At 65.9% G+C, this 23,453-nt stretch carries 26 protein-coding genes and 1 tRNA gene; 18 read left to right on the top strand and 9 right to left on the bottom strand.

Annotation, left to right across the window (positions count from 1 at the left end; genetic code table 11):
* Nucleotides 1-147 precede the first annotated feature (147 nt).
* Nucleotides 148-1,497 (top strand): TIGR03808 family TAT-translocated repetitive protein, encoded by a 1,350-nt coding sequence (locus IED13_RS19510; RefSeq protein WP_162737752.1) that lies wholly within the window; start codon nucleotides 148-150, stop codon nucleotides 1,495-1,497.
* A gap of 118 nt (nucleotides 1,498-1,615) precedes the next feature.
* Here the strand turns inward: IED13_RS19510 and glnA are convergent, their stop codons facing one another.
* Both glnA and IED13_RS19500 read right to left on the bottom strand, forming a co-directional pair.
* Entirely contained in the window at nucleotides 1,616-3,025 is a 1,410-nt protein-coding gene (gene glnA / locus IED13_RS19505; RefSeq protein WP_038365793.1) for a type I glutamate--ammonia ligase, read from the bottom strand.
* Between the two features lie 96 nt (nucleotides 3,026-3,121).
* Nucleotides 3,122-3,460 carry a P-II family nitrogen regulator gene (locus IED13_RS19500; RefSeq protein ID WP_038365795.1) on the bottom strand — a complete coding sequence of 113 codons (339 nt, stop codon included), beginning with the start codon at nucleotides 3,458-3,460 and terminating at the stop codon, nucleotides 3,122-3,124.
* 296 nt (nucleotides 3,461-3,756) lie between these two features.
* Here IED13_RS19500 and IED13_RS19495 point away from each other — a divergent pair, with 296 nt between their 5' ends.
* Complete coding sequence (locus IED13_RS19495; protein WP_191125164.1) at nucleotides 3,757-5,274, top strand: NAD(P)H-hydrate dehydratase; 1,518 nt, start codon at nucleotides 3,757-3,759, stop codon at nucleotides 5,272-5,274.
* Between the two features lie 52 nt (nucleotides 5,275-5,326).
* Here IED13_RS19495 and IED13_RS19490 read toward each other — a convergent pair whose 3' ends face one another.
* On the bottom strand, nucleotides 5,327-5,872 hold the full coding sequence (locus IED13_RS19490; protein WP_112762259.1) for a PRC-barrel domain-containing protein: 546 nt from the start codon (nucleotides 5,870-5,872) through the stop codon (nucleotides 5,327-5,329).
* A 248-nt stretch (nucleotides 5,873-6,120) separates the two neighbouring features.
* Between IED13_RS19490 and IED13_RS19485 the strand changes: the two genes are divergently transcribed.
* Nucleotides 6,121-6,327: a hypothetical protein gene (locus tag IED13_RS19485; protein WP_142020985.1), complete on the top strand. Its 207-nt coding sequence runs from the start codon at nucleotides 6,121-6,123 to the stop codon at nucleotides 6,325-6,327.
* Between the two features lie 27 nt (nucleotides 6,328-6,354).
* On the opposite strand, the gene IED13_RS19480 is transcribed toward IED13_RS19485, so the two are convergent.
* Both IED13_RS19480 and IED13_RS19475 read right to left on the bottom strand, forming a co-directional pair.
* Nucleotides 6,355-6,522: a hypothetical protein gene (locus tag IED13_RS19480; RefSeq protein ID WP_156116011.1), complete on the bottom strand. Its 168-nt coding sequence runs from the start codon at nucleotides 6,520-6,522 to the stop codon at nucleotides 6,355-6,357.
* Nucleotides 6,523-6,527: 5 nt separating this feature from the next.
* Entirely contained in the window at nucleotides 6,528-6,749 is a 222-nt protein-coding gene (locus IED13_RS19475) for a hypothetical protein (protein WP_112762257.1), read from the bottom strand.
* A 139-nt stretch (nucleotides 6,750-6,888) separates the two neighbouring features.
* Between IED13_RS19475 and IED13_RS19470 the strand changes: the two genes are divergently transcribed.
* Nucleotides 6,889-7,164, top strand: coding sequence for a hypothetical protein (locus tag IED13_RS19470; protein WP_191125163.1), 276 nt, complete (start codon nucleotides 6,889-6,891; stop codon nucleotides 7,162-7,164).
* Between the two features lie 90 nt (nucleotides 7,165-7,254).
* Nucleotides 7,255-8,043 (top strand): bestrophin-like domain, encoded by a 789-nt coding sequence (locus IED13_RS19465; RefSeq protein WP_038365811.1) that lies wholly within the window; start codon nucleotides 7,255-7,257, stop codon nucleotides 8,041-8,043.
* Between the two features lie 101 nt (nucleotides 8,044-8,144).
* Here IED13_RS19465 and IED13_RS19460 read toward each other — a convergent pair whose 3' ends face one another.
* Complete coding sequence (locus IED13_RS19460) at nucleotides 8,145-8,354, bottom strand: hypothetical protein (RefSeq protein ID WP_038365813.1); 210 nt, start codon at nucleotides 8,352-8,354, stop codon at nucleotides 8,145-8,147.
* Nucleotides 8,355-8,453: 99 nt separating this feature from the next.
* Nucleotides 8,454-8,528, bottom strand: a tRNA-Lys gene (locus IED13_RS19455).
* A 177-nt stretch (nucleotides 8,529-8,705) separates the two neighbouring features.
* Here IED13_RS19455 and IED13_RS19450 point away from each other — a divergent pair.
* The 10 genes from IED13_RS19450 (at nucleotide 8,706) to IED13_RS19405 (ending at nucleotide 17,737) form a co-directional block, all read left to right on the top strand.
* On the top strand, nucleotides 8,706-8,984 hold the full coding sequence (locus IED13_RS19450) for an FtsB family cell division protein (protein WP_248311225.1): 279 nt from the start codon (nucleotides 8,706-8,708) through the stop codon (nucleotides 8,982-8,984).
* Between the two features lie 166 nt (nucleotides 8,985-9,150).
* Nucleotides 9,151-10,248, top strand: a complete 1,098-nt coding sequence (gene pdhA / locus IED13_RS19445) for a pyruvate dehydrogenase (acetyl-transferring) E1 component subunit alpha (RefSeq protein ID WP_038365819.1) — start codon at nucleotides 9,151-9,153, stop codon at nucleotides 10,246-10,248.
* A gap of 56 nt (nucleotides 10,249-10,304) precedes the next feature.
* Nucleotides 10,305-11,711, top strand: coding sequence for a pyruvate dehydrogenase complex E1 component subunit beta (locus tag IED13_RS19440; RefSeq protein WP_191125161.1), 1,407 nt, complete (start codon nucleotides 10,305-10,307; stop codon nucleotides 11,709-11,711).
* Between the two features lie 13 nt (nucleotides 11,712-11,724).
* Nucleotides 11,725-13,074, top strand: a complete 1,350-nt coding sequence (locus tag IED13_RS19435; RefSeq protein ID WP_191125160.1) for a pyruvate dehydrogenase complex dihydrolipoamide acetyltransferase — start codon at nucleotides 11,725-11,727, stop codon at nucleotides 13,072-13,074.
* Nucleotides 13,075-13,092: 18 nt separating this feature from the next.
* A complete protein-coding gene (gene lpdA / locus IED13_RS19430) occupies nucleotides 13,093-14,532 on the top strand; it encodes a dihydrolipoyl dehydrogenase (protein ID WP_191125159.1) in 1,440 nt (479 codons plus the stop codon).
* 66 nt (nucleotides 14,533-14,598) lie between these two features.
* The gene (locus IED13_RS19425; protein ID WP_191125158.1) at nucleotides 14,599-15,375 is read left to right on the top strand and encodes an alpha/beta hydrolase family protein; all 777 of its coding nucleotides are present in this window, start codon (nucleotides 14,599-14,601) and stop codon (nucleotides 15,373-15,375) included.
* A 62-nt stretch (nucleotides 15,376-15,437) separates the two neighbouring features.
* Nucleotides 15,438-15,776, top strand: coding sequence for a GlsB/YeaQ/YmgE family stress response membrane protein (locus tag IED13_RS19420; protein ID WP_142020979.1), 339 nt, complete (start codon nucleotides 15,438-15,440; stop codon nucleotides 15,774-15,776).
* Nucleotides 15,777-15,861: 85 nt separating this feature from the next.
* Complete coding sequence (locus IED13_RS19415; protein WP_038365832.1) at nucleotides 15,862-16,140, top strand: GlsB/YeaQ/YmgE family stress response membrane protein; 279 nt, start codon at nucleotides 15,862-15,864, stop codon at nucleotides 16,138-16,140.
* A 100-nt stretch (nucleotides 16,141-16,240) separates the two neighbouring features.
* On the top strand, nucleotides 16,241-17,248 hold the full coding sequence (gene lipA, locus IED13_RS19410) for a lipoyl synthase (protein WP_038365835.1): 1,008 nt from the start codon (nucleotides 16,241-16,243) through the stop codon (nucleotides 17,246-17,248).
* Nucleotides 17,249-17,263: 15 nt separating this feature from the next.
* Nucleotides 17,264-17,737, top strand: coding sequence for a type II toxin-antitoxin system RatA family toxin (locus tag IED13_RS19405; RefSeq protein WP_112762249.1), 474 nt, complete (start codon nucleotides 17,264-17,266; stop codon nucleotides 17,735-17,737).
* 40 nt (nucleotides 17,738-17,777) lie between these two features.
* Here the strand turns inward: IED13_RS19405 and IED13_RS19400 are convergent, their stop codons facing one another.
* Together IED13_RS19400 and IED13_RS19395 are read right to left on the bottom strand one after the other, a co-directional pair.
* Nucleotides 17,778-18,275: a CinA family protein gene (locus IED13_RS19400; protein ID WP_191125157.1), complete on the bottom strand. Its 498-nt coding sequence runs from the start codon at nucleotides 18,273-18,275 to the stop codon at nucleotides 17,778-17,780.
* Between the two features lie 4 nt (nucleotides 18,276-18,279).
* Nucleotides 18,280-19,485: a bifunctional 2-C-methyl-D-erythritol 4-phosphate cytidylyltransferase/2-C-methyl-D-erythritol 2,4-cyclodiphosphate synthase gene (locus IED13_RS19395; protein WP_191125156.1), complete on the bottom strand. Its 1,206-nt coding sequence runs from the start codon at nucleotides 19,483-19,485 to the stop codon at nucleotides 18,280-18,282.
* A 180-nt stretch (nucleotides 19,486-19,665) separates the two neighbouring features.
* Here IED13_RS19395 and dusB point away from each other — a divergent pair, with 180 nt between their 5' ends.
* The 3 genes from dusB to ntrC all read left to right on the top strand — a co-directional run bounded on the left by dusB (nucleotide 19,666) and on the right by ntrC (nucleotide 23,277).
* On the top strand, nucleotides 19,666-20,655 hold the full coding sequence (gene dusB / locus IED13_RS19390; protein ID WP_038366068.1) for a tRNA dihydrouridine synthase DusB: 990 nt from the start codon (nucleotides 19,666-19,668) through the stop codon (nucleotides 20,653-20,655).
* A gap of 81 nt (nucleotides 20,656-20,736) precedes the next feature.
* Complete coding sequence (locus IED13_RS19385; protein WP_051988336.1) at nucleotides 20,737-21,810, top strand: two-component system sensor histidine kinase NtrB; 1,074 nt, start codon at nucleotides 20,737-20,739, stop codon at nucleotides 21,808-21,810.
* 15 nt (nucleotides 21,811-21,825) lie between these two features.
* A complete protein-coding gene (ntrC, locus tag IED13_RS19380; RefSeq protein ID WP_038365842.1) occupies nucleotides 21,826-23,277 on the top strand; it encodes a nitrogen regulation protein NR(I) in 1,452 nt (483 codons plus the stop codon).
* The last annotated feature ends 176 nt before the right edge of the window (nucleotides 23,278-23,453 follow it).

Raw genomic sequence — 23,453 nt, 5'->3', positions numbered from 1 at the left:
CTGCTCTGCCGGAGCTTTCTCCGGCACCGATTTCTGTCTCATCTGCGCTCCTGAATGGCTGCGATGATCCAGAAATCCTCCCTTCCCGAAAATCCCGAATCTGTCTCAAGGGCGCTGACGGCGGACAGTTCCTATAGGAGAGAGCGCATGCCTTCTTTCGCGTTGTTCGATGACGTCGTGGTAGCACGCACGGCGGCGGCAACATCGGGCTGGACCAATTTCACAGGCCTGCAAACCGTCTTTGACTATGCCCGCAGCCAGGACAGGCCGCTTTTCTTTCAGGCTGGCGTGTATGATTCAGGCACGGTCACGGTTCTTCCCAGCAATGGTGGCGGTAAGCCGCTGCTGGCGCGCGCCATTCCGGGTTCGGTGGTGCTTCGCTTCAGTGGTGTGAATAATTTCCTTGTTGTCGATGGGCAGAGCCAGGTGCGTTTTGAGGGCCTCTCGTTCGACGGGCAGAACCGTGCGCTGTCCGACTACGTTGCCGGCAGGCCGGCCTTCATCGCGGTTGCGAACGGTGCCAAGGATGTCGTGTTCGAGGATTGCCGCATCCTCTATTCGCCCGGGATCGGCGTCTATGTGAGGGGGGCGGAAGCCACCTTCCGCGGCACTTATCTCCAGAGCCATTCCGTCGGCATCTGGAGCGAGAACGGCCGCATCAACGTGCTGTCCTGCTCGCTGGCGCTGATGAGCAACAACGGCATCGCGGTCTGGCGTGACACCATCACCGGCGACAGCTCCACAATCTCCGGCAATCTCATCAACGGCATCGACACGGTGGCCGGCGGCACAGGGCAGAATGGCAACGGCATCAGTGTCTTCCGGGCGGTCGGCGTCACAATTACCAACAACCAGATCTTCAATACGCAATACTCGGCCATCCGCTGCAATGGCGGCGGGCTGCACAATGTCAGCAACAACAACATCTTCGGCGCGCGGGAAATCGCGATCTTCATCGAGGCGCCGGGGGCCGGGATCGATCTCACTGGCTGCATCGTGTCCAACAACAGCATTGATACCGCCGGCGGCGGGATCAATGTCGCCAATTCCGGCCTGTACAATGACGGCATCTCGCGCAGCGTCGTCGTGGAGGGCAACCGGATTTCGAGCATGGTCGACAATGCCGTGACCGGCGGAACCACTGGCGGCAACGGCATCGTCGTCGAGCAGGATTGTGTGGTTTCGGGCAACCTGATCGAGAATGTCGCCGGCATCGGCGTTCAGGCCGGCATCAATGACGGCGCGCGCGATCTCGTCGTCACGGGGAATCTGGTTCGTGGTGCGAAGATGGGGATCGGTGTCTCGAACCACGCAGTGTCGTCAAGCGGACGTTCGGTGGTGATCTCCGGAAACATCGTGCGGAGCGCGAGCGTGGGCGGTGTCGTGCCTACGGTCTTCACCGGGGCTGGCCTGGACCGTGTCGGCACGGTCGAATACGGCAATGACCTCGCGACCGCCGCAGGCAGCGTGACGTTCGGCCATAATCGCTATCTCTGAGGGGCCGCGCCTGAGGCCAACAAAAAAACCGGGGCGTCGCCGCCCCGGTGAAAGGTAGCCGCGGGATACGCGGCCGGGAGGAAGCCGTGGGCCGGCTCGAAAGAGCCGGCCCGAGCTCTCAGTAGGAGTAGTACATCGCGAACTCGACCGGGTGCGGCGTCATCTCGAAGCGCGCCACATCCTGCATCTTGAGCTCGATATAGCTCTCGATGAAGTCGTCGTTGAAGACGCCGCCAGCCTTGAGATAGGCGTTGTCCTTCTTGAGGCTTTCCAGGGCCTCGCGCAGCGAACCGCACACCGTCGGGATCTTCTTCAGTTCGCGCGGCGGCAGGTCGTAGAGGTCCTTGTCCATGGCCGGACCCGGATCGATCTTGTTGATGATGCCGTCGAGGCCGGCCATCAGCATGGCGGCGAAGGCGAGATAGGGGTTCGCCATCGGATCGGGGAAGCGGACCTCGACGCGCTTGGCCTTCGGCGAGGTCGTCCACGGAATACGGCAGGACGCCGAGCGGTTGCGCGCCGAATAGGCGAGCAGCACCGGAGCTTCATAGCCCGGGACGAGGCGCTTGTAGGAGTTCGTCGACGGGTTGGTGAAGGCGTTCAGGGACTTGGCGTGCTTGATGATGCCGCCGATGTACCACAGGCACTCCTGCGACAGGTCGGCATATTTGTTGCCGGCCATCGTCGGCTTGCCGTTCTTCCAGATCGACTGGTGGACGTGCATGCCCGAGCCGTTGTCGCCATAGATCGGCTTCGGCATGAAGGTCGCGGTCTTGCCGTAGCTCTGGGCGACGTTGTGGATTGCGTACTTATAGACCTGCATGGTGTCGGCCATGTGGGTCAGGGTGTCGAACTTCAGGCCGAGCTCGTGCTGGGCGGAAGCGACCTCGTGGTGGTGCTTCTCGACCTTGGCGCCCATGGCCGCCATGGCCGCCAGCATCTCGCCGCGCATGTCCTGCGCCGAATCCTGCGGCGGAACCGGGAAGTAGCCGCCCTTGGTGGCGATGCGGTGGCCGAGATTGCCGCCCTCGTACTCGGTCATGCCGTTGATCGGCAGCTCGACGTTGTCGAGCTTGAAGCCCGTGTTGTACGGATCCGCCGCGATCTTGACGTCGTCGAAGACGAAGAACTCGGCCTCGGGGCCGACATAGATGGTGTCACCGATGCCGGTCGACTTGAGATAGGCCTCGGCCTTCTTGGCGATGCCGCGCGGGTCACGGCCATAGGGCTCGCCGGTGGCGGGCTCGAGCACGTCGCAGGTGATGACCATGGTGGCGGCCGAGAAGAACGGATCCATCACGGCGGTGGTCGGATCCGGCATCAGCAGCATGTCGGACTCGTTGATGGCTTTCCAGCCAGCGATCGAGGAACCGTCGAACATCGTGCCTTCGGCGAAGATGTCCTCGTCGATCATCGTGACGTCGAAGGTCACATGCTGCCACTTGCCGCGCGGGTCGGTGAAGCGGAAATCGACATATTTGACGTCGTTGTCCTTGATCGCCTTGAGGACATCCTTGGCGCTTTTCATTTCAGCATTCCTCTTGCCAGCTAATTCTCAAACTCGCGCGCTGCGGATGGATCCAAATCACCCGGCAGCTCTCGACCCATGTGATGCGGGAAATCGTCAGATCGCGTCCGCGCCTGTCTCGCCCGTGCGGATGCGAATGGCACCCTCCACGCTCGATACAAAAATCTTGCCATCGCCGATGCGGCCGGTCTGGGCGGCCTTCATGATCGCCTCGATCGCGCGCTCGACCATGTCGTCGGCCAGAACGATCTCGATCTTCACCTTCGGCAGGAAGTCGACGACGTATTCGGCGCCACGATAGAGCTCGGTATGGCCCTTCTGGCGGCCGAAGCCCTTCGCCTCGAGAACGGTGATGCCCTGAAGCCCGACTTCCTGAAGCGCTTCCTTCACCTCGTCCAGCTTGAAGGGCTTGATGATCGCTTCGATCTTCTTCATGCGCCGACCGGCCTCCTTTGCGCCCCAGACCCCGGCCGGAGCCGGGCGGCACCCGCCGCGATCCGGGAGTTTGAGCGATCCCCGGCCGCATGCGAAGCACCTTGTCTTGCTCATAGCATCGGCGCCCGCGCACCGCCACGTGGCAGCCCGGCTTCTTGCGCCTGATCGAGAGGCAAAAAACAGCATAAAAAAAAGTCAAACGCCTAATTGTAGTGCAAATGCTGCCTTGGCGCCTTGTTGTCGCGCCGTGCGACCTGCTCTCATGATGGGCCATGCCCGGCACAACGATCCCAGCCATGCGAACGACCGACCTCGCCTTGCTCACAGTGGCGCAGATGGGGGAGGCGGATCGCATCGCGATCGCGGGTGGGACGCCGGGCGTCATGCTGATGGAGCGGGCCGGGGCGGCGGTGGCCGATGCGGTCTCCCGCCATGCGGCTTCCGGCGCAAGCGTGAGCGTATTCTGTGGCCCAGGAAACAATGGTGGCGACGGCTTCGTTGCTGCGAGGCTCCTGCGCGAAAGAGGGTTTCAGGTGACGGTCGCTCTGCTGGGCGACGTGCATGCGCTGCGGGGCGATGCCGCCATCGCCGCGGAACGCTGGGGCGGCTCGATCCTGCCGCCGGGCGTGGCCGTGCCGAATGACGCGGACATCCTCGTCGATGCGCTGTTCGGAGCGGGTTTGAGCCGGCCGCTTGCCGGCGAGGCCGCGCAGCTGGTCGCGGCGATGAACGCCTCTGGCCGGCCGCTGGTCGCGGTCGATGTTCCCAGCGGGCTTTCGGGCGATACCGGGCAGGCCGAGGGGCCGGTCGTTCGTGCCGCGGAAACGGTGACCTTCTTCCGGCTCAAGCCCGGTCACCTCCTCCAGCCCGGCCGCGATCTCTGCGGACAGGTGACGCTGGCGGATATCGGCATTCCGGCCGAAGCGGCCCTCGAGGCGATCGCTCCTACGGCCTTCGCCAACGGTCCCGCTCTCTGGAGCTGCCATCTGCCGCGCCATGGCAGCTTCACGCATAAATTCGAGCGCGGCGCCGTTGCCGTACTCGCGGGAGGGATCGCCGGCGTCGGGGCGCCGCGGCTCGGCGCGCGGGCGGCCCTACGGATCGGCGCCGGGCTCGCGACCATCCTCTGCGCTCCCGCGGCCCTGGCGGCGCATGCGACGCGGGGGCCGGACGCGCTGATGCAGCGCTCCCTCGCGGACGAAACGGGTCTTGCGCCTCTCCTGGAGGATCGGCGCTTGTCCGTCGTGCTGGCAGGCCCGGCGCTTGGGCTCGATGCGCGAGCTCGCCAGCTGGTTGCGGCGCTTGTCCATAGCAGCAAGCCGCTGGTGCTCGATGCCGATGCGCTGACGATTCTGGCGGAGAATGCGGAAGCCCTGTCGAGGCTGGGACAGCGGAACGCCACTTGCGTGATGACACCGCATGAGGGCGAGTTCCGGCGGCTTTTCGGCCGGGAGCCGGCGATCGACCGGGACTCTTCCAAGCTGGAGCGCGCCCGCAAGGCCGCTGCCTTCAGCGGGGCGATCGTCGTCTACAAGGGAGCCGACACGGTGATCGCATGCCCGGACGGGCGTGCGGCGATCAATGCGACCGGCTCGCCGGCGCTGGCGACCGCCGGTTCCGGCGACGTCCTGGCCGGGATGGTCACGGGGCTGGTCGCGCAGGGCGTGCCGGCCTTTGAAGCGGCCTGCATGGCGGTCTGGCTGCACGGGAAGGCCGGCGAAGCGCTGGGCTTCGGGCTGATCGCGGACGAGCTGCCCGAAGCCGTTCCGCCCTTGCTCCGCACGCTCGCCGCAGGAGCGGGTCCGGATCCATGACGCTGGCACAAACGAAACCGCCCCGTTGCCGGGGCGGTTCGGATCGAACGTGTCAGCTGCCGGAATAGGTCACGGCCGGGGCTGCATTGAGCTGGTCCTTGGTCATGGTGATCTTGCCATGATCCGGATACATGGCTGGCGCCTTCGGAGCCGAGGCTGCCGGCGGAGCCGCGCTCATGCCGCCGCCCGTGCTACCGGCAGCACCGCCCGCCGGGGCAGGGGCCGGAGCGGGTGGGGCGATCGGCTGATCGCTCCAAGTCACCTGCTCGAAAGGAATGGCGACGTCCTTCGCGCCGATGCCGAGGAAGCCGCCGACGCCGACCGTGACCATCTCGATCTTGCCGGTCTTGTCGACGATCACTTCGGTCACGTCACCGACCTTCTTGTCGTCGGGGCCGTAGATATCGACGCCGATCAGCTTGCTGGTACGCCATTTGCCCTGGCCGGCGAGATTGTTTGCCGGCGGCTTGGCAGGCTGGGCCGCGGGAGCCGGGCTCGTCGAGGACGAGGGCGGCGTCGGAGCGCTCGTCTGCGCGAGCGCCGTCGCGGTCAGCATGGCGAATCCGATAGAGGTCATGGCGAGCTTATGCGTGAGCATTTTTTCCTCCTTTATCAGCCCAAGTCGCAGGCCGTTCATGTAACCAACAGATGAAACAAGTTTTTGTTCGTCTTCTGTCGAGACAAACCGTGGCAGAGACGCGCAAATAACCGCGCCACCGAAAGCAGCTTGAAATTCCCTGCTCGTTCGGTTTGCCGACTTGCTTGCATCGCGATGTCGTGATCGGATGCCGCGCTTGCTACAACGTCTGGAAGCCGGTGCTGTTCCCGGAGACGTGGAGACAAATCATGCCGATTGCGTTGACTGTCCTGCTGGCCGAGGCCGAAACCGCAGCGCTCGACCGCCACATCGCGGCGCATCGGCCTGGGCATACGCGTGAAGAGATGGTGGCGGAGATCGTGGCGCGGTGGCTCGAGGCGCAGGAGCCCGCCACCAGAACTCATCCGGATGAAGGACTTCGCCCGGAGGAGCTCAACGCCAGCAACGATTCCTGAACGTTGCTGGGCTCGATGCCGCGGGGATCAGTCGTCGGCGTCGTCGCGACGGAGTTCGAAGGCGAGCATCGCTTCGGCGATCGCTTGCAGTTCCTTGTCCTTTTCGGGGCCGTCGGGCAGGGCGTTCAGTTCCTCGACGCGCTGCTGCGCCCGGTCATAGTCTTCCTCGGTATGGACCATGATCGGCGTTTTCACGGTATCTACCTCCTGTGTCGGCCCGGCTGGGCGGCATGGTCGGCATCCCAGCGTTCGACGGCATCGATGAGAGCCTGCAATTCTTGCTCCTCATCGTCGCCGCGTGTCGAGTCCTTGAGGCTTTCGATGCGATGCCTGGCCAGTCCGTAGTCCTCGACGGTCTCGATCCTGAAGACCGGACGGGTTGCCTCGCCAGTGCTGTCGCCGCGCCGAACCTTGGCTCGCATCGGAACCTCCTGCCTTGAGCCCTGCATAGGAGATACCCGCGACGGCGCGCCCTGTTCCCGCCCGGTTAAGCTTTCCGCAAGAGCCCCGCGGGCATTGATGGTCGATTGGTCGCAGTCACAGGGGCAGGGGAGCGCCGCGATGAACAGGCTTCTGGCCACGGTTCTGCTGGTCGGCCTCGCGCAGGCGCCGCAGCCAGCGACTGCCTTCTGGCAGCGTTCGCAATTCACGCGTTGTTCCGATGCGACCACGGATGACGAACGTCTGCGGCTGCGCTGCTGGGAACTCGACGCCTATGTCGATCCCGGCTGGCCCGCTCTCGGAATGGGCGGGGGCGCCTATCTCCTGCCGGAGGCGCCGCCACCGCCTCACAGTCGAAGGTCGATAAAGGGCGGCGTGACGCGCCGGCTCGGCTGAGCGGCTTTTCGCGTGTGACGCAGGGGCTCGCATCGGTCGCAGCGCTGTGAGAGCATGGCCGGGCCCGATCGGCCTTCTCGCGGCGACGCCATGGAAATCCTCTCAGGCTTCGGTTTTCTGACCTTGTTCGGCCTGAGCGCTCTGGCCGGCATCGCCCTGCGCATGTGGCTGCCGGAGGAGCATCTGTCGAAGGAGAACATGGAAGCGGTCCGGCTGGTGACCGGCCTGCTCGTGACCTTCGCCGCGCTGGTGCTGAGCCTGCAGCTCTCGACTGCGCGCTCCGCCTTCGATTCCGCCAACAGGAACCGCTCGCTCTACGCGGCCGAGCTGGCGCGGCTCGACCAATGCCTGCGCAATCTGGGGCCGAACCTTGCTCCGACCCGGCAGATCCTGAGCCGCTACGTCGCCGCCGTGATCGCCAGTACCTGGCCTGCGGAGCCCGCTCCTTCGGTTGCCGGCATGCCGGATACCCGCCGCATGTCGGTTCGCGGCGAAGATGCGGTTCTGGCCGGCATGCTGAACGAGGTCGGACTGGCCATCGACACGACCGCTCCGGCGCCTGATCTATCCCCGGTTTTGCAACGCTGCCGGGCCGACTACGCCAGAGTTCAGGAAAGCCGCTGGGCCGTGATCGAGGATACGAACGGCCCGCAAAGCGGGCTGTTCCTCGGTATCATCAGCTTCTGGCTTGCGTTGGTGTTCCTGAGCTTCGGGCTGCAGGTGCCGCGCCGTCGAGTCAGCGGCATCGTCCTCGCGATCGGGGTGGTCTCCGTCGCGAGCGTGATGTTCGTCATCGTCGATCTGGCCTTGCCTTACCAAGGCCTGTTCGGGATTCGCAGCCTCGCCATGCGAGAAGCGCTGGCGGATATGAGCCGCTAGATCGCCGAGCGTCCCGTCGGGCGCGATCACGGCGATCTATCTACCTGATCGTATCGAATCGGGCTTTCCGAAAGCCGCGTCCCGGCTTCGGGCCGCCGCGTTCAGTTTTGGCTTTTGGAAGCCGTCGCCTGTTCGAGAATGCGGACGGTTTCCTCGAGGCTCTCCCGCACGCCGAGCATGAAATCCTTGCCGAACCCGATGATGGTGTCCGCCGGTTCGCCCTTGTGGGTGTAGACCACGACGACCTGCTCGGGATTGACATAGACGGGCTTGCCGTCGCGCGGCGAGGTGAATTTGCACAGCTTGGGCACGGCATTCCTCCGGGGCGGGCTTGGGTGCGCGAAGGCGCCGATGGGGGCGGAAGCGTCCGGCGATGGGGCCGGCTCAGGCCGTGGCCCGATTCCGGGTGGTGGTGAGCGGGGTGGGGATCGAACCCACGACCACATGATTAAAAGTCACGTGCTCTACCACTGAGCTACCCGCCCTCACAGGCCCGCTGACATACGGAGGTGAAGGGCGCGGGTCAACATGTCCAATGCACATCCATGCCGCCTGTCCCCTTCCTGGCGTAACCCTCCGGCCCCGTGCGTTAACCGCCCGGAAACCACGCCATCCTAGCCTCATCAGCCATGGTCATTCGTCGCGGTCTCAGATCTGTCTTCGTGACGCTCGCGCTCTATGCGGTGTCGGCGCTGACGGTCAGCTATTTCTTGTTCCACGCCCAGCACGGCGCGCGCGGCCTCGAGGCGCGCGGCGCCGTTCGGGAATCGCTGCGCGAACTGGAAGCGGAGCTGGCGACGCTCACCCTGGAGCGCAAATCCTGGGAACAGCGCCTCGCCCTCGTGCGCGACGACAATGTCGATCGCGATCTGCTCGACGAGTCGGCGCGTGCCATGCTTGCCCGGACCCACAAGAACGACGTCGTGATCATGGGGCGTTAGCGAGCCGGCTGTTAGTCTCAGACGTATCAATTAACTTGAATCCAGTTACGCCTGCAGTATCGTTATATTTCAACGACTTAGATGATGGTGCAGTGCGAGATAGCGTCCTCGCCAAGGTTTTTTCGATCCTCTACAACAAAGGTCGAAGGCCCTTGGAGGATCGTCTATGGCTGTTGCTGCGCGTAAACCGAAAGCTCCCGCCCCATCGAAAGCCGCCGCCAAGCCGGCAAAGGCACGTTCGGCCAAGGAGGGAGCGGGGCAATCCGCCCCGGCTGCCAGCAACGTCACTCCCTTCACCAAGGACGAAGACCTCCACGCCTATCGCGAGATGCTGCTGATCCGGCGCTTCGAGGAGAAGGCCGGCCAGATGTACGGCATGGGCCTGATCGGCGGCTTCTGCCACCTCTATATCGGCCAGGAAGCCGTCGTCATCGGCATGCAGATGGCCTCCAAGGATGGTGACCAGGTCATCACCGGCTATCGCGACCACGGCCACATGCTGGCCTGTGGCATGGAATCGCGAGGCGTGATGGCTGAGCTCACCGGCCGGCGCGGCGGCTATTCGCGCGGCAAGGGCGGCTCCATGCACATGTTCAGCCGCGAGAAGAACTTCTATGGCGGCCACGGCATCGTCGGCGCGCAGGTATCGCTCGGAACGGGCCTCGCCTTCGCCGACTGGTATCGCGGCGACAACACCGTCTCCATGACCTATTTCGGCGACGGCGCCGCCAATCAGGGCCAGGTCTACGAGAGCTTCAACATGGCCGAGCTCTGGAAGCTGCCGGTCGTGTTCATCATCGAGAACAACCGCTACGCCATGGGCACCGCAGTGAGCCGCGCTTCGGCCCAGACCGATTTCTCGCGCCGCGGCGTCTCCTTCAACATTCCGGGCGAGCAGGTCGACGGCATGGATGTCCGGGCCGTCCGGGAGGCCGGCCAGCGCGCGATCGACCATGCGCGCTCCGGCAAGGGGCCCTACATCCTGGAGATGCAGACCTACCGCTATCGCGGCCACTCGATGTCGGACCCGGCGAAGTACCGCTCCAAGGACGAGGTCCAGCGGATGCGCGAGGAGCATGATCCGATCGAGCAGGTCCGGGCCCGGCTGGTCCGCGAGTTCAAGGTCGGCGAGGACGAGCTGAAGGCGATCGACGCCAAGGTGCGCGAGATCGTCAACGACGCCGCCGAATTCGCGACGCATGACCCCGAGCCCGACGTCTCGGAACTTTACACCGACATCCTGCTGGAGCCGGCGCAGGGCTGACGCCCGCGCCGCTGCCGCCTCTCGCCTTTCCCCGCGTCTAGAATCCGGGTGCGTTCATGCCGATCGACATTCTCATGCCTGCCCTTTCTCCCACCATGGAGGAAGGAAAACTGGCCAAGTGGCTGAAAAAAGAGGGCGATCAGGTCAAGTCCGGCGACATCATCGCCGAGATCGAGACCGACAAGGCGACCATGGAGGTCGAGGCGGTCGACGAGGGCATCCTCGCCAAGATCCTGGTGCCGGACGGCAGCGAGAATGTCGCGGTCAACACGCGGATCGGCGTGATCGCCGCCGATGGCGAGGATGTCAGCGCCGCGGCGAGCGGAGCCGGCAAGGCGGCGGCCGAGAAGCCGGCCGAGGCCAAGGAAGAGCCGAAGCCCGAGGCCAAGGCGGAAGACGCTCCCGCTGCCAGCAAGCCCGAGAGCGTGCCGGCCCAGGCGAAGGCCTATGACGCTTCGTCCGAATTCCCGGCCGGCGCCGAGATCGTCAGCCAGACGGTTCGCGAGGCGCTGCGTGACGCGATGGCCGAGGAGATGCGCCGTGACGGCGACGTCTTCGTCATGGGCGAGGAGGTCGCGGAGTATCAGGGCGCCTACAAGGTCACTCAAGGGTTGCTGCAGGAGTTCGGCGCCAAGCGCGTCATCGACACCCCGATCACGGAGCATGGCTTCGCCGGCATCGGCGTCGGCGCGGCGCTCTCGGGCCTCAGGCCCATCGTCGAGTTCATGACCTTCAACTTCGCCATGCAGGCGATCGACCAGATCATCAACTCCGCGGCCAAGACGCTCTACATGTCCGGCGGACAGATGGGCTGCCCGATCGTGTTCCGCGGCCCCAACGGCGCGGCCGCCCGCGTCGGCGCCCAGCACAGCCACGACTATGCGGCGTGGTACTCCAACGTGCCGGGCCTCAAGGTGGTGATGCCCTACAGCGCCTCCGACGCGAAGGGGCTGCTCAAGAGCGCGATCCGCGACCCGAACCCGGTGATCTTCCTCGAGAACGAGATCATGTACGGCAAGTCGTTTGACGTGCCGAAGGGCGACGACTTCCTGATCCCGATCGGCAAGGCGAAGGTGGTGCGCCCCGGCACGGACGTGACGATCGTCTCCTTCGGCATCGGCATGACCTATGCGCTCGGCGCCGCCGAGGCGCTGGCCAAGGAAGGCATCGAGGCCGAGGTCATCGACCTCAGGACGATCCGCCCGATGGATATCGAGACGGTCGTTGCCTCCGTGCAGAAGACCAATCGCTGCGTCGCGGTCGAGGAGGGCTTCCCGCAGTCCGGCGTCACCGCCGAGATCGGCATGAAGATCATGGAGGCGGCGTTCGACTATCTCGACGCCCCCGTCGCCCGCGTCACCGGCAAGGACGTGCCGATGCCTTACGCGGCGAACCTCGAGAAGCTCGCTTTGCCGAATATCGGCGAGGTCGTCGCGGCGGCCAAGGCCGTCTGCTATCGCTGAGAAGGGCTGACCGATGCCGACCAACATCCTGATGCCCGCGCTCTCTCCGACGATGGAGAAGGGCAATCTCGCCAAATGGCTGAAGAAGGAAGGCGACACCATCAAGTCCGGCGACATCATCGCCGAGATCGAGACCGACAAGGCCACGATGGAGGTCGAGGCGGTCGATGAGGGCATCCTCGCCAAGATCGTGGTGCCGGAAGGCACGGCCGATGTCGCAGTCAACGAGGTGATCGGCGTGATCGCCGGCGAGGGCGAGGACGCCAAGAGCGTCTCCGCTCCCGCTGCCGGCGCTGCGCCGAAGGCGGAAGCTCCCAAGGCCGAGCCTGCAAAGGCCGAAGCCGCGCCGGCAGCGGCTCCCGCTGCCGCCAAGGCGCCCGAGGCACCGGCCGCCGCTCCGGCGAAGGCTGACGGCAATCGCCCCTTCGCCTCGCCGCTGGCGCGGCGTCTCGCCAAGGAGGCCGGGCTCGACCTCTCCGCCATCGCCGGCTCGGGCCCGCATGGCCGCATCGTCGAGAAGGATGTCGAGGCCGCCAAGAAGGGCGGCGGTGCCAAGGCTGCCCCGGCGGCTGCGCCTGCCGCTGCTCCCACGGCCAAGCCCGCCGCTGCGCCGCTCGCGGCCGGCCCCTCGGACGAGGCGGTCAAGAAGCTGTTCGCTCCGGGCTCCTATGAGGAAGTCCCGCATGACGGGATGCGCAAGACGATCGCGCGCCGCCTGCTCGAGGCCAAGCAGACCGTCCCGCATTTCTACGTCACGGTCGATTGCGAACTCGACGCGCTGCTCAAGCTGCGCGCGGAGCTCAATGCGGCCGCGCCGGAGAAGGACGGCAAGCCCGCCTACAAGCTCTCGGTCAACGACATGGTCATCAAGGCGCTGGCGCTGGCGCTCAAGGCGGTTCCGGACGCAAACGTGTCCTGGACCGAGAACACGATGCTCAAGCACAAGCATGCCGATGTCGGCGTCGCCGTCTCGATCCCGGGCGGCCTGATCACGCCGATCATCCGCGATGCCTGCCACAAGACGCTGTCGCAGATCTCCAACGAGATGAAGGACATGGCGGCCCGCGCCAAGGCCCGCAAGCTGAAGCCCGAAGAGTATCAGGGCGGCACGACGGCAGTCTCGAACCTCGGCATGTTCGGGGTCAAGGACTTCGCGGCGATCGTCAATCCGCCGCATGCGACGATCCTGGCGGTTGGCGCCGGCGAGCAGCGCGTCATCGTCAAGGGCGGCCAGCCGGCTGTCGCGACGGTGATGTCGGTGACGCTCTCGACCGACCACCGCGCCGTCGACGGCGCGCTTGGTGCCGAGCTTCTCGCGGCATTCAAGGGCTATATCGAGAAGCCCATGGCGATGCTGGTCTGAGGCGGCGGGAGAAACACCATGGCTGACTACGACATCATCGTCATCGGCTCCGGCCCCGGCGGCTATATCGCCGCCATCCGCGCCGCCCAACTCGGCTTCAGGACCGCGATCGTCGAGCGTGAGCATCTCGCCGGCATCTGCTCGAACTGGGGCTGCATCCCGACCAAGGCGCTGCTGCGCTCGGCCGAGATCCTGCATTACGGCCAGCATGCCAAAGATTACGGGCTCACGCTGGAAGGCTCGTTCAAGGCCGATCTTGAAGCGGTCGTGAAGCGTTCGCGCGGTATCGCCGTGCGGATGAACAACGGCGTCCAGTTCCTGATGAAGAAGAACAAGGTCGATGTGATCTGGGGCGAGGCCAAGCTGACCAAGCCCGGCACGATCGCCGTCGCGCCGACCAAGAAGCCGGCGATGCAGCCGCAGGGCCCGATCCCGAAGGGCGCCAAGGGCGAGGGCACCTATACCGCCGACCACATCATCGTCGCGACCGGCGCCCGGCCGCGCGCGCTGCCCGGCCTCGAGCCGGACGGCAAGCTGATCTGGACCTATTTCGAGTCGATGGTTCCGGCCAAGATGCCGAAATCGCTGCTCGTGATGGGCTCCGGCGCGATCGGCATCGAATTCGCGTCGTTCTACCGGACGATGGGTGTCGATGTGACGGTGGTCGAGGTGCTGCCGCAGGTTGTGCCGGTCGAGGATGCCGAGATCGGCGCCTTCGCGCGCAAAGCCTTCGAGAAGCAGGGCATGAAGATCATCACCAGCGCCAAGGTGACGAAGGTCGAGAAATCAGCGGACTCCGTTACCGCCCATATCGAGGACGAGAAGGGCGGCAAGCAGACGATCACGGCGGACCGGATGATCTCGGCTGTCGGTGTCGTCGGCAATATCGAGAATATCGGGCTGGAGGCGCTCGGCGTGAAAACCGATCGCGGCTGCATCGTCATCGACGATCTCTGCCGGACCAACGTCAAGGGCGTCTACGCCATCGGTGACGTCGCCGGCCCGCCGATGCTGGCGCACAAGGCCGAGCATGAGGCGGTGATCTGCGTCGAGGCGATCAAGGGGCTGCATCCGCACCCGATGGACAAGTCGATGATCCCGGGCTGCACCTATTGCCACCCGCAGATCGCCAGCGTCGGCCTGACCGAGGCAAAGGCCAAGGCTGCCGGCTACGAGCTCAAGGTCGGCCGCTTCAACTTCGTCGCCAACGGCAAGGCCGTGGCGCTCGGCGAGGATTCGGGGCTGGCAAAGACGATTTTCGACGCCAAAACCGGCAAGCTGCTCGGCGCCCATCTGGTCGGCCCGGAGGTGACCGAGCTGATCCAGGGCTTCGTCGTCGCGATGAACCTCGAGACGACCGAGGAAGAATTGATGCATACCATCTTCCCGCATCCGACCCTGTCGGAAGTGATGAAGGAAAGCGTGCTCGATGCTTACGGCAAGGTGTTGAACGCCTAGCTGCGCAGTCACGGCGGAGAGCCTGGAATTGGCTCTCCATGGGCGATATGGCGGCGGGGGCGTGCCATGAAGCGTGCGGGTGCAAGGCTGCTGACCGTTCTCGCGGCTGTCCTGTTCGGCGGCGCGGGAGCCTTGGCCTGTGACGGCGATACATGCGCCAACGGCCTGGCCTATGAAGCGTTCGGCGCGGCACCCGGCGGCGGGACGCGCCCCGTCCTCGCCATCTTCGTCCATGGGGACGTTTCGGCCGGAGGGCCGGCCGACTACATGTACAGCCATGCCAGGCGGTTCGCGGCCGGCCGCAAGAATGTGGTGGCCGTCGCCCTGCTGCGGCCCGGCTATTACGACCGCGCCGGCCGTCGCAGCGACGGCTCCGATAATGGCCGTCGGGATACGTTCCAATCCGGCAACAACAGCGCTGTCGCCGGGGCGATCCAGGAGCTGAAGCGCCTCTACAACGCCCGCAGCGTGGTGGCTCTCGGGCATTCGGGCGGCGCCGGCACGATCGGTGTCGTGGCCGGAAGCCATCCCGGCCTGATCAACGGCCTCGTGCTGGTGTCATGCCCTTGCGACGTTCCGGCCTGGTATGCCAGCCGAGGCCGGCGGCCAGGAGCGGCTCAGTCGCCGGTGGACTACGTGTCCGGCATTCCCGCAGGGACGCCGATCGTCACTGTCACCGGACAGGCGGACGACAACACCCGCCCGGAACTGGCGGCGGACTATGTCGCGAAGGTGCAGGCGAGGGGGCTGTCCGCGAGAGCGCAGATCGTCGGGGGCGGGCATAATTTCGGTGGCGCACTTGCGGCGACGTCGGTTTCCGCGCTCGCAGCGATGGTCCGCTGATCGGCCGCGACGCTCGCCCGCATCGACTTGGCGGCCGCCCGCTCGCGCTCCATATTGCGCCCATGCCGCCACGCACCCGCAAATCGCCGAAGCCCGACCGCGTCGTCCGCGACGAGGATATCGAGATCCTGCCGCCGCGCCGGACGCTGCCGCTCGACTGGAGCGTCATCGTCCCGACAGTGGCGTCCGGCACCGTCATCGGCTTCGCCGCGAGCCTCGTGGTCGGCGGAGGCGGGCTGATCCGCCATGCCGTCGTCGGCGTGCTCGGCATGCTGGTGGGACAGGGCATCGTGCGCCTGACCGGCTGGCGATTGAATACGGGCTACGGTTTCCTCGACGATGCCGGCATGGCGGTGCTGGGTGCCATCCTCGTCATCCTGCTGGCACGCTTCATCGCGTAAGTTTGGATTTCGTCTTCAGGAACTTTCACGCAGGGCTTACGGTTATCGGCGCGCGCCTTCGCGCATGGCTAGGGGGATATCCGCGATGGAAAGCTTTGCCGCCACCATGGCCCAGCCGGGCTACGGTTTCTTCATGACGCTGCTGATCGGTCTCATCGCCGGCTGGATCGCCGAGCGCCTGACCTCATCCGATCACGGTCTCTTCACCAACATGCTGGTCGGCGTCGCCGGCTCCTTCGTCGGCGCCAAGATCGCCGAATTGCTGGAGGTTCCGGTCTTCGGCTTCTGGCGGACGCTGACGGCTGCGGTGGCCGGCGCCATCGTCATCATCGTGATCTGGAACGCTGCGCGCGGGCGCCGCTGAGGCGCGCTCGCCCGTCGGGCAGTTGCGGGAGCGCGCTTTGGGGATTAGCTAAGAGGGAGCCGGCCTTGCCGGCTCCTGCTTTTGAAGCCCGGACCCCGTTATGGCGCTTGTTCTCGACCTTCTGAACCGCGATCCGCGACCCAATGCCGGCAATCCGAAGGCGGAAGCTCGCCAGCCCGCAGCGGAATTGCGCCACCCCGAGAAGCAGAAGCGGCCGGAAAACCCGGTCCTGCGCAAGCCGGACTGGATCCGCGTCAAGGCGCCAGGCTCGCCGAAATGGGCCGAGACGCAGAAGATCGTGAAGGCCGAGAAGCTGGTCACGGTCTGCGAGGAGGCCGGCTGCCCGAATATCGGCGAGTGCTGGGAGAAGAAGCACGCCACCTTCATGATCATGGGCGACACCTGCACGCGGGCCTGCGCCTTCTGCAACGTGAAGACCGGTGTGCCGCTGCCGCTCGATCTGGAAGAGCCGCGCAAGGTCGCGGATGCCGTCGCCAAGCTCGGGCTCGAGCATGTCGTCATCACCTCGGTCGACCGCGACGATCTCAAGGACGGCGGCGCCGAGCATTTCGCCAACGTGATCCGCGCCATTCGCAAGGCTTCGCCCGGCACCACCATCGAGATCCTGACGCCGGACTTCCTGCGCAAGCCGGGCGCGCTCGAAGTGGTCGTCGCGGCCAAGCCCGACGTGTTCAACCACAATCTCGAGACCGTGCCGGGCAAGTATCTGAAGGTGCGGCCGGGCGCGCGCTATTTCCATTCGCTGCGGCTGCTGCAGCAGGTGAAGGAGCTCGACCCGACGATCTTCACCAAGTCCGGCATCATGGTCGGGCTCGGCGAGGAGCGGAACGAAGTTCTCCAGCTCATGGACGATCTGCGCTCGGCCGAGGTCGACTTCATGACCATCGGACAGTACCTCGCGCCCTCGCGCAAGCACCATGCGGTGATCCGCTTCGTCACGCCGGACGAGTTCAAGAGCTTCGAGACCATCGCCTATGCCAAGGGCTTCCTGATGGTGTCCTCGACGCCGCTGACCCGCTCCTCGCACCATGCCGGCGAGGATTTCGCGCGGCTGCGCGCGAATCGTGCGGCAAAGCTCGGCGGCTGACGGCGCCGCTCCCCCATGCCGATGTTCAACAGCACCCGCCGGGTGAAGCACTCGCCCGAGCAGATGTTCGCGCTCGTGGCGGATATCGAGAAATACCCGCAATTCCTGCCGCTCTGCGAGGGGCTGGTGGTGCGCCGCCGCACGCCGCGCGAAGGCGGGGGCGAGGTGCTGTTGGCCGATATGACGGTCGGCTACAAGGCGATCCGCGAGACCTTCACCAGCCGCGTGACGCTCGATCCGGCAAACCTGAAGATCCTGGTCGAATATGTCGACGGGCCGTTCCGGCATCTGGAGAATCGCTGGACCTTCAAGCCGAACGAGAGCGGCTGCGAGGTCGGCTTCTTCATTTCCTACGAATTCGCCAGCCGCATGCTCGGCCTGCTGATGGGCGCCATGTTCGACAAGGCCTTCCGCAAGTTCTCGGAGGCCTTTGAGCGCCGCGCCGATCAGGTCTATGGACGCGGCGGGGCTGCAGCGCTCGGAACATAGAGCTTGCCGAGCGTCGAAGCGAACGCGCGAAAGTAAGTCTCTACGGCCCGGTCAGCGCCGTCTCGCGCAGCAGATCAAGCGCTTCCAGCACGCTGAGGCGGCGGATCTCGTCGCGCGATTTCTCGCCGAAGCGGCGTTCGCGATGGCGCGTGCCGGAAGGGCCGGCGCAGGCGAAATGGACGAGCCCGACCGGCTTCTCGACGCTGCCGCCGCCGGGGCCGGCAACGCCGGTGATCGAAACCGCGAAGGTGGCATCGAGGCGCCTGCGGCCGCCTTCCGCCATGGCACGGGCGACGGGTTCGCTGACGGCGCCGTGCTGTTTCAGCAGGGGTTCGGGAACGCCGGCGAGAGCCGCCTTGGCCTCGTTCGCATAGGTGATCAGCCCGCCCAGTACCATCGCAGACGAACCGGCGATCGCCGTCAGCGCCCCGCAGACGAGGCCGCCGGTGCAGGATTCGATCGTGGCGACCGTGAAGCCGCGCTCCTTGCTCATGTCGAGCAGTTCGGCCGCAAGCGCGCGGATGTCGGGATCGAACATGGCCTCACTCCTCCTCGGGCAGCCGGATCGTTGCTGTGGCCAGCGCGGCGAGGCCTTCGCGCCGGCCGGTGAAGCCCATGCGCTCGGAGGTCGTCGCCTTGATCGCGACCTTGCCGGCCGTGACGCCGGCGGCGGCTGCGATCGCTGCGCGGATCGCGTCGCGATGCGGGCCGATCTTCGGCGCCTCGCAGACGATGGTGAGGTCGAGATGGTCGATGCGGCCACCACGCTCGCGCACGCGCTCCGCCGCGAAGGCGAGGAATTGCGCCGAGGCGGCGCCGCGCCATTGCGGATCGCTCGGTGGGAAATGCGTGCCGATATCGCCTTCGGCCAGCGCCCCCAGCAGCGCGTCGGTCAAGGCATGAAGCGCGACGTCGCCGTCGGAATGAGCGACGACGCCCTGATCGTGGCCGATCCTGACGCCGCCGAGCCAGACATGATCGCCCGGCCCGAAGGCGTGGACATCGTAGCCCGTGCCGACGCGGGTGACGAGCAGCTTGCCGTTGCCGGCGCCGGTCCGCATGAAATCCTCCGGATGCGTCAGCTTGATGTTGGCGGGATCGCCCGCAAAGGTTGCGACGGGATGGCCGGCCCATTCCATCAGCGCGGCATCGTCGGTGAAGCCGTGCAGGAGCGCGGCGCTGGCCGCCTCGTGAGCGGCCAGCAAAGGGCCGAACCGGAAGGCCTGCGGGGTCTGCACGCTGACGAGCCGGTCCCGGGGCGGCGTCTCGGCGATGTGGCCGCGCTCGTCGATACGCTTGATCGTGTCGGTGACCGGCAGGGCGGGGATGGCCGCGAGCCCGCTTTCGTCCAATGTGCGGATGGCGGCGTCGATCAGGGCCGGCGAGACGAAGGGGCGCGCCGCGTCATGGACCAGCACGATGCCATCGAAGCCGTCGCGCGCCAGCGCCTGCAGACCACGCCGGACGGAGTCCTGCCGGGTCGCGCCGCCGATGGTCGGCGGCGCAAGGCGCGCGGGGTCGAGGCCGGCGATGGCGTCGGCATAGCGATCCTCGTCGCCCTCGCCGATCACGACAGCGACGCGGCCGATCGCAGGCTCTGCCAGAAAAGGCGCCAGCGCCTGCGCGAGAACCGGGCGTCCGTCGATCAGCCTGTATTGCTTCGGCTGGCCGGCGCCTGCGCGCAAGCCGCGACCGGCCGCGACGAGCAGGGCGGCGACGGGGGCGGAGGTCTCGATTCGGTTCGGCACGTTCCCTTGCCCTGGACGGAGAAATCGCAATCGGCGGAAGCCATAGCCAATTCGGTGGCGCTCGGGCAGGGGGTGCGGCGATGTTGCATCGCAATATCAACGTCAAGACGCTTGCGCTTATGCAGCAATGTCCAATAAATATGCATCCTAGAGATTGCCTCAAAAGCAGGCTGTGAGTTGTTGCAGATCGCCGGTATCCCGATCCAGTCCCGCGCCTTCCTGGCGCCGATGTCAGGCGTGACCGATATCGTCATGCGCCGCATCGCCGGCCGTTTCCGCGCCGGTATCCTCGTCTCGGAGATGGTGGCCTCGGATGAATTCGTCCGTGGCAGCGAGGAGGCGCGCATCCGTGCCGAAGGGCAGGGCGTCTCGCCCCATGTGGTGCAGCTCGCTGGCTGCGATCCACACTGGCTCGGGGAGGCGGCGCGGCTGGCCGAGGCGAATGGCGCCGATATCGTCGACATCAATATGGGCTGCCCGGCGAAGAAGGTGACGGGCGGCTGGGCGGGCTCGGCGCTGATGCGCGATCTCGATCACGCGGTCAGCCTGGTCGAAGCCGCCGTGGCGGCCGTGAAGGTGCCGGTGACGGTGAAGATGCGGCTCGGCTGGGACGATGCCTCGCGCAACGCGCCCGAGCTGGCGCGCCGCGCCGTGGCTGCGGGCGCGCGGCTGATCACCGTCCATGGCCGCACCCGGCAGCAATTCTACAAGGGCAAGGCCGACTGGCGCGCCATTGCGGCGGTCCGGGCGGCGGGCGATTTCCCGCTCGTGGCCAATGGCGACATCCATGATGTCGAGGACGCCCGCGCCTGTCTCGATCAGTCCGGCGCCGATTTCATCATGGTCGGACGAGCCGCTCTCGGGCGGCCCTGGCTGGTCGGCGCGATCGGGGCCGCGCTCGACGGTCTGCCGGCACAGACGGTGACGCTCTCGGACAAGCTCGCCATGGCGCGCGAGCATTACGAGGGGCTGCTGACGCTGATGGGGATCGCGCATGGCGTGCGTCATGCGCGCAAGCATCTGGCCGCCTATGCCGACGATGCGCTGGCGGATGGCTGCGAGGCCGATCCGGAGCGCCGGCGCATTCTTTTGACCTCGGAGGAGCCGCGGCAGGTCATCGCCGCGCTGTCGGGGCTGTTTTCCACCGATCGCTGCCGCGAAGCGGCTTGAACCGGAGTCGAGCTGATGACGGTGATGTTTGCCGAGACGGGCGCCCAGGGCCGGGCCAGCTACCTGCTCGACCCGATCGAGATGCAGGCGCTCAATGTGCTGCCGATGCCCGTGCTCGTCATCGGCGAGGCCCATGCGGTCATCTACGCCAATATGGCGGCAGAGAACTTCTTTCAGTCGAGCGTCGCCCTGCTCAGGCGGCAGAGGCTCGACGACCTCATCGCTTTCGGATCGCCGGTGCTGGCGCTGGTCGAGGAGGTGCATCGCCGTGGCGCGAGCGTCAGCGAGTACCGGCTCGACCTGGGTTGTCCCCGCCTCGGGAATGAGCGCATCGTCGATGTCTTCGCCTCTCCCTTGCCCAATCAGGGGCCTGCCGTCGTTCTGATGCTGCAAGAACGGACAATTGCCGAAAAAATGGACAGGCAATTGACGCATCGAGGAGCAGCCCGCTCGATCACGGCGCTCGGCGCCATGCTGGCTCATGAGATCAAGAATCCGCTTTCCGGCATACGCGGCGCGGCGCAGCTGCTCGAAGGCTCGATCTCGGATTCCGACCGGATGCTGACGCAGCTCATCTGCGACGAGACCGACCGGATCGTGAAGCTGGTCGAGCGCGTCGAATTGTTCGGCGACGAGCGGCCGAGCGAACGCGACGCGGTCAACGTCCATGACGTGCTCGACCATGTGAAGCGCCTGGCACAATCCGGCTTTGCCCGGCATGTCCGCTTCAACGAGGTCTACGATCCTTCCTTGCCGCCGGTGTCAGGCAACCGTGACCAGCTCGTGCAGGTGCTGCTCAATCTGGTGAAGAACGCCGCCGAAGCCATTGGCGAACAAGCGATCGACGGTGAGATCACCCTGTCGACCGCCTATCGTCCTGGCATCCGCATGCAGGTGCCCGGATCGTCCGATCGCATCGCTTTGCCGCTCGAGATCGTCATTCGCGACAATGGTCCGGGCGTGCCGTCGGACCTGCTGCATCTCCTCTTCGATCCCTTCGTCACGACCAAGGCGCAGGGAAGTGGCCTTGGACTTGCACTCGTTGCCAAGGTGATCGGCGATCATGGCGGAATCGTCGAATGCGAGTCCGTTCCCCGCCGTACCAATTTCAGGATTCTCCTGCCCCTGCATCAGCGCCCGGGACAGGCAACGTAAGGCCAGCGCGAACACATGCCGACCGGGAACATTCTGGTAGCCGACGACGACGCCGCGATCCGCACGGTCCTCAACCAGGCGCTCGCGAGGGCCGGTTATGAGGTGAGGACAACCGGGCAGGCGGCAACGCTTTGGACCTGGGCCGCGCAGGGGCTCGGCGATCTCATCATCACCGACGTCGTCATGCCGGACGGCAACGCCTTCGACCTGCTGCCGCGCATCAAGCGGGTGCGGCCGGAGCTGCCGATCATCGTGATGAGCGCGCAGAACACCTTCATGACCGCGATCAAGGCCTCCGAGCGCGGTGCCTATGAATATCTGCCGAAGCCCTTCGACCTGAAGGAACTCGTCGCCATCGTCGGGCGGGCCATGTCGCGGCCGCGCGGCGATGCGGCCCGCGCCCAGGTGGGCGAGGCCGAGGACATTCCGCTGATCGGCCGCTCGCCGGCGATGCAGGACGTCTACCGGGCGCTGGCGCGCCTGATGCCGATCGACCTGACCGTGATGATCAACGGCGAATCCGGCACCGGCAAGGAACTGGTGGCGCGGGCGCTGCACGATTACGGCAAGCGCAAGAACGGCCCCTTCGTCGCGATCAACATGGCGGCGATCCCGAAGGACCTGATCGAATCGGAGCTGTTCGGCCACGAGAAGGGCGCCTTCACCGGCGCGCTGACCCGCTCGTCGGGCCGCTTCGAGCAGGCGGAAGGCGGCACGCTGTTTCTCGACGAGATCGGCGACATGCCGATGGAGGCGCAGACCCGGCTGCTGCGCGTGCTGCAGCAGGGCGAGTATACCACGGTTGGTGGGCGCACGCCGATCAAGACCAATGTCCGCATCGTCGCCGCGACCAACAAGGATCTGCGCATCTCGATCGCGCAGGGGCTGTTCCGCGAGGATCTGTTCTTCCGCCTGAACGTGGTGCCGATCCGCCTGCCGCCCCTGCGCGAGCGCGTCGAGGACATCCCGGATCTCGTCCGCCACTTCTTCTCGCTGGTCGAGAAGGAGGGCCTGCCGCGCAAGCAGGTCGATTCGGAGGCGATGGACGTGATGCGGCGCTATCGCTGGCCCGGCAACGTCCGTGAGCTGGAGAATCTGGTCCGGCGGCTGGCGGCGCTCTATCCACAGGAAACCATCACCGCCCCGATCGTCGAGGCGGAGCTGCAGCCGGCGAGCGCGACGCCAGGCTACAGCGGCGCCAGCACGGCGCCGGAACGGGCAGAAACGTTGTCGGGCTCGGTCGAGCGCCATCTCAACCAGTATTTCGGCGGATTTGGCGACAATATCCCGCCGCCCGGGCTCTATCACCGCATCCTGCGCGAGATCGAGCCGCCATTGATCGCGGCTGCGCTCGCCGCGACCCGCGGCAACCAGATCCGCGCAGCGGAACTGCTCGGACTCAACCGCAACACGCTGCGCAAGAAGATCCGCGAGCTCGACATGCAGGTGGTGCGGACGCCACGCTGAAGCCTCGCGGCGCTTCCGGGCGGCTTTCAGAGGCCATCGGCCGATAGCGCGGCCGCCGGCACCGACCGGCCGGCTTGCCTTGCCTATGTCATATTTTGACAACACCGTTGCGCCGGCGCATCAGTGACGCATGTGAGCGCGACCGGCTGCCGGCCGCGCACCCCTGGAGTTGTCGA

It is taken from the genome of Allobosea spartocytisi, from assembly GCF_014764685.1.
GTDB classification, from domain to species: domain Bacteria; phylum Pseudomonadota; class Alphaproteobacteria; order Rhizobiales; family Beijerinckiaceae; genus Allobosea; species Allobosea spartocytisi.
Note: the sequence above shows the minus strand (reverse complement) of the source record. Positions and strands in the feature narration are given on the sequence as shown.

What these genes read in the sequence shown, in the direction of transcription:
- lpdA (WP_191125159.1), top strand. Translation starts at nt 13,093, where the DNA reads ATGGCTGACTACGACATCATCGTCATCGGCTCCGGCCCCGGCGGCTAT.
- IED13_RS19510 (WP_162737752.1), top strand. Translation starts at nt 148, where the DNA reads ATGCCTTCTTTCGCGTTGTTCGATGACGTCGTGGTAGCACGCACGGCG.
- IED13_RS19385 (WP_051988336.1), top strand. Translation starts at nt 20,737, where the DNA reads ATGCAGGCGCTCAATGTGCTGCCGATGCCCGTGCTCGTCATCGGCGAG.
- IED13_RS19415 (WP_038365832.1), top strand. Translation starts at nt 15,862, where the DNA reads ATGGAAAGCTTTGCCGCCACCATGGCCCAGCCGGGCTACGGTTTCTTC.
- IED13_RS19485 (WP_142020985.1), top strand. Translation starts at nt 6,121, where the DNA reads ATGCCGATTGCGTTGACTGTCCTGCTGGCCGAGGCCGAAACCGCAGCG.
- IED13_RS19420 (WP_142020979.1), top strand. Translation starts at nt 15,438, where the DNA reads ATGCCGCCACGCACCCGCAAATCGCCGAAGCCCGACCGCGTCGTCCGC.
- IED13_RS19475 (WP_112762257.1), bottom strand. Translation starts at nt 6,749, where the DNA reads ATGCGAGCCAAGGTTCGGCGCGGCGACAGCACTGGCGAGGCAACCCGT.
- IED13_RS19500 (WP_038365795.1), bottom strand. Translation starts at nt 3,460, where the DNA reads ATGAAGAAGATCGAAGCGATCATCAAGCCCTTCAAGCTGGACGAGGTG.
- IED13_RS19490 (WP_112762259.1), bottom strand. Translation starts at nt 5,872, where the DNA reads ATGCTCACGCATAAGCTCGCCATGACCTCTATCGGATTCGCCATGCTG.
- IED13_RS19425 (WP_191125158.1), top strand. Translation starts at nt 14,599, where the DNA reads ATGAAGCGTGCGGGTGCAAGGCTGCTGACCGTTCTCGCGGCTGTCCTG.
- ntrC (WP_038365842.1), top strand. Translation starts at nt 21,826, where the DNA reads ATGCCGACCGGGAACATTCTGGTAGCCGACGACGACGCCGCGATCCGC.
- IED13_RS19400 (WP_191125157.1), bottom strand. Translation starts at nt 18,275, where the DNA reads ATGTTCGATCCCGACATCCGCGCGCTTGCGGCCGAACTGCTCGACATG.
- pdhA (WP_038365819.1), top strand. Translation starts at nt 9,151, where the DNA reads ATGGCTGTTGCTGCGCGTAAACCGAAAGCTCCCGCCCCATCGAAAGCC.
- lipA (WP_038365835.1), top strand. Translation starts at nt 16,241, where the DNA reads ATGGCGCTTGTTCTCGACCTTCTGAACCGCGATCCGCGACCCAATGCC.
- IED13_RS19470 (WP_191125163.1), top strand. Translation starts at nt 6,889, where the DNA reads ATGAACAGGCTTCTGGCCACGGTTCTGCTGGTCGGCCTCGCGCAGGCG.
- IED13_RS19440 (WP_191125161.1), top strand. Translation starts at nt 10,305, where the DNA reads ATGCCGATCGACATTCTCATGCCTGCCCTTTCTCCCACCATGGAGGAA.
- IED13_RS19405 (WP_112762249.1), top strand. Translation starts at nt 17,264, where the DNA reads ATGCCGATGTTCAACAGCACCCGCCGGGTGAAGCACTCGCCCGAGCAG.
- IED13_RS19435 (WP_191125160.1), top strand. Translation starts at nt 11,725, where the DNA reads ATGCCGACCAACATCCTGATGCCCGCGCTCTCTCCGACGATGGAGAAG.
- glnA (WP_038365793.1), bottom strand. Translation starts at nt 3,025, where the DNA reads ATGAAAAGCGCCAAGGATGTCCTCAAGGCGATCAAGGACAACGACGTC.
- IED13_RS19465 (WP_038365811.1), top strand. Translation starts at nt 7,255, where the DNA reads ATGGAAATCCTCTCAGGCTTCGGTTTTCTGACCTTGTTCGGCCTGAGC.
- IED13_RS19495 (WP_191125164.1), top strand. Translation starts at nt 3,757, where the DNA reads ATGCGAACGACCGACCTCGCCTTGCTCACAGTGGCGCAGATGGGGGAG.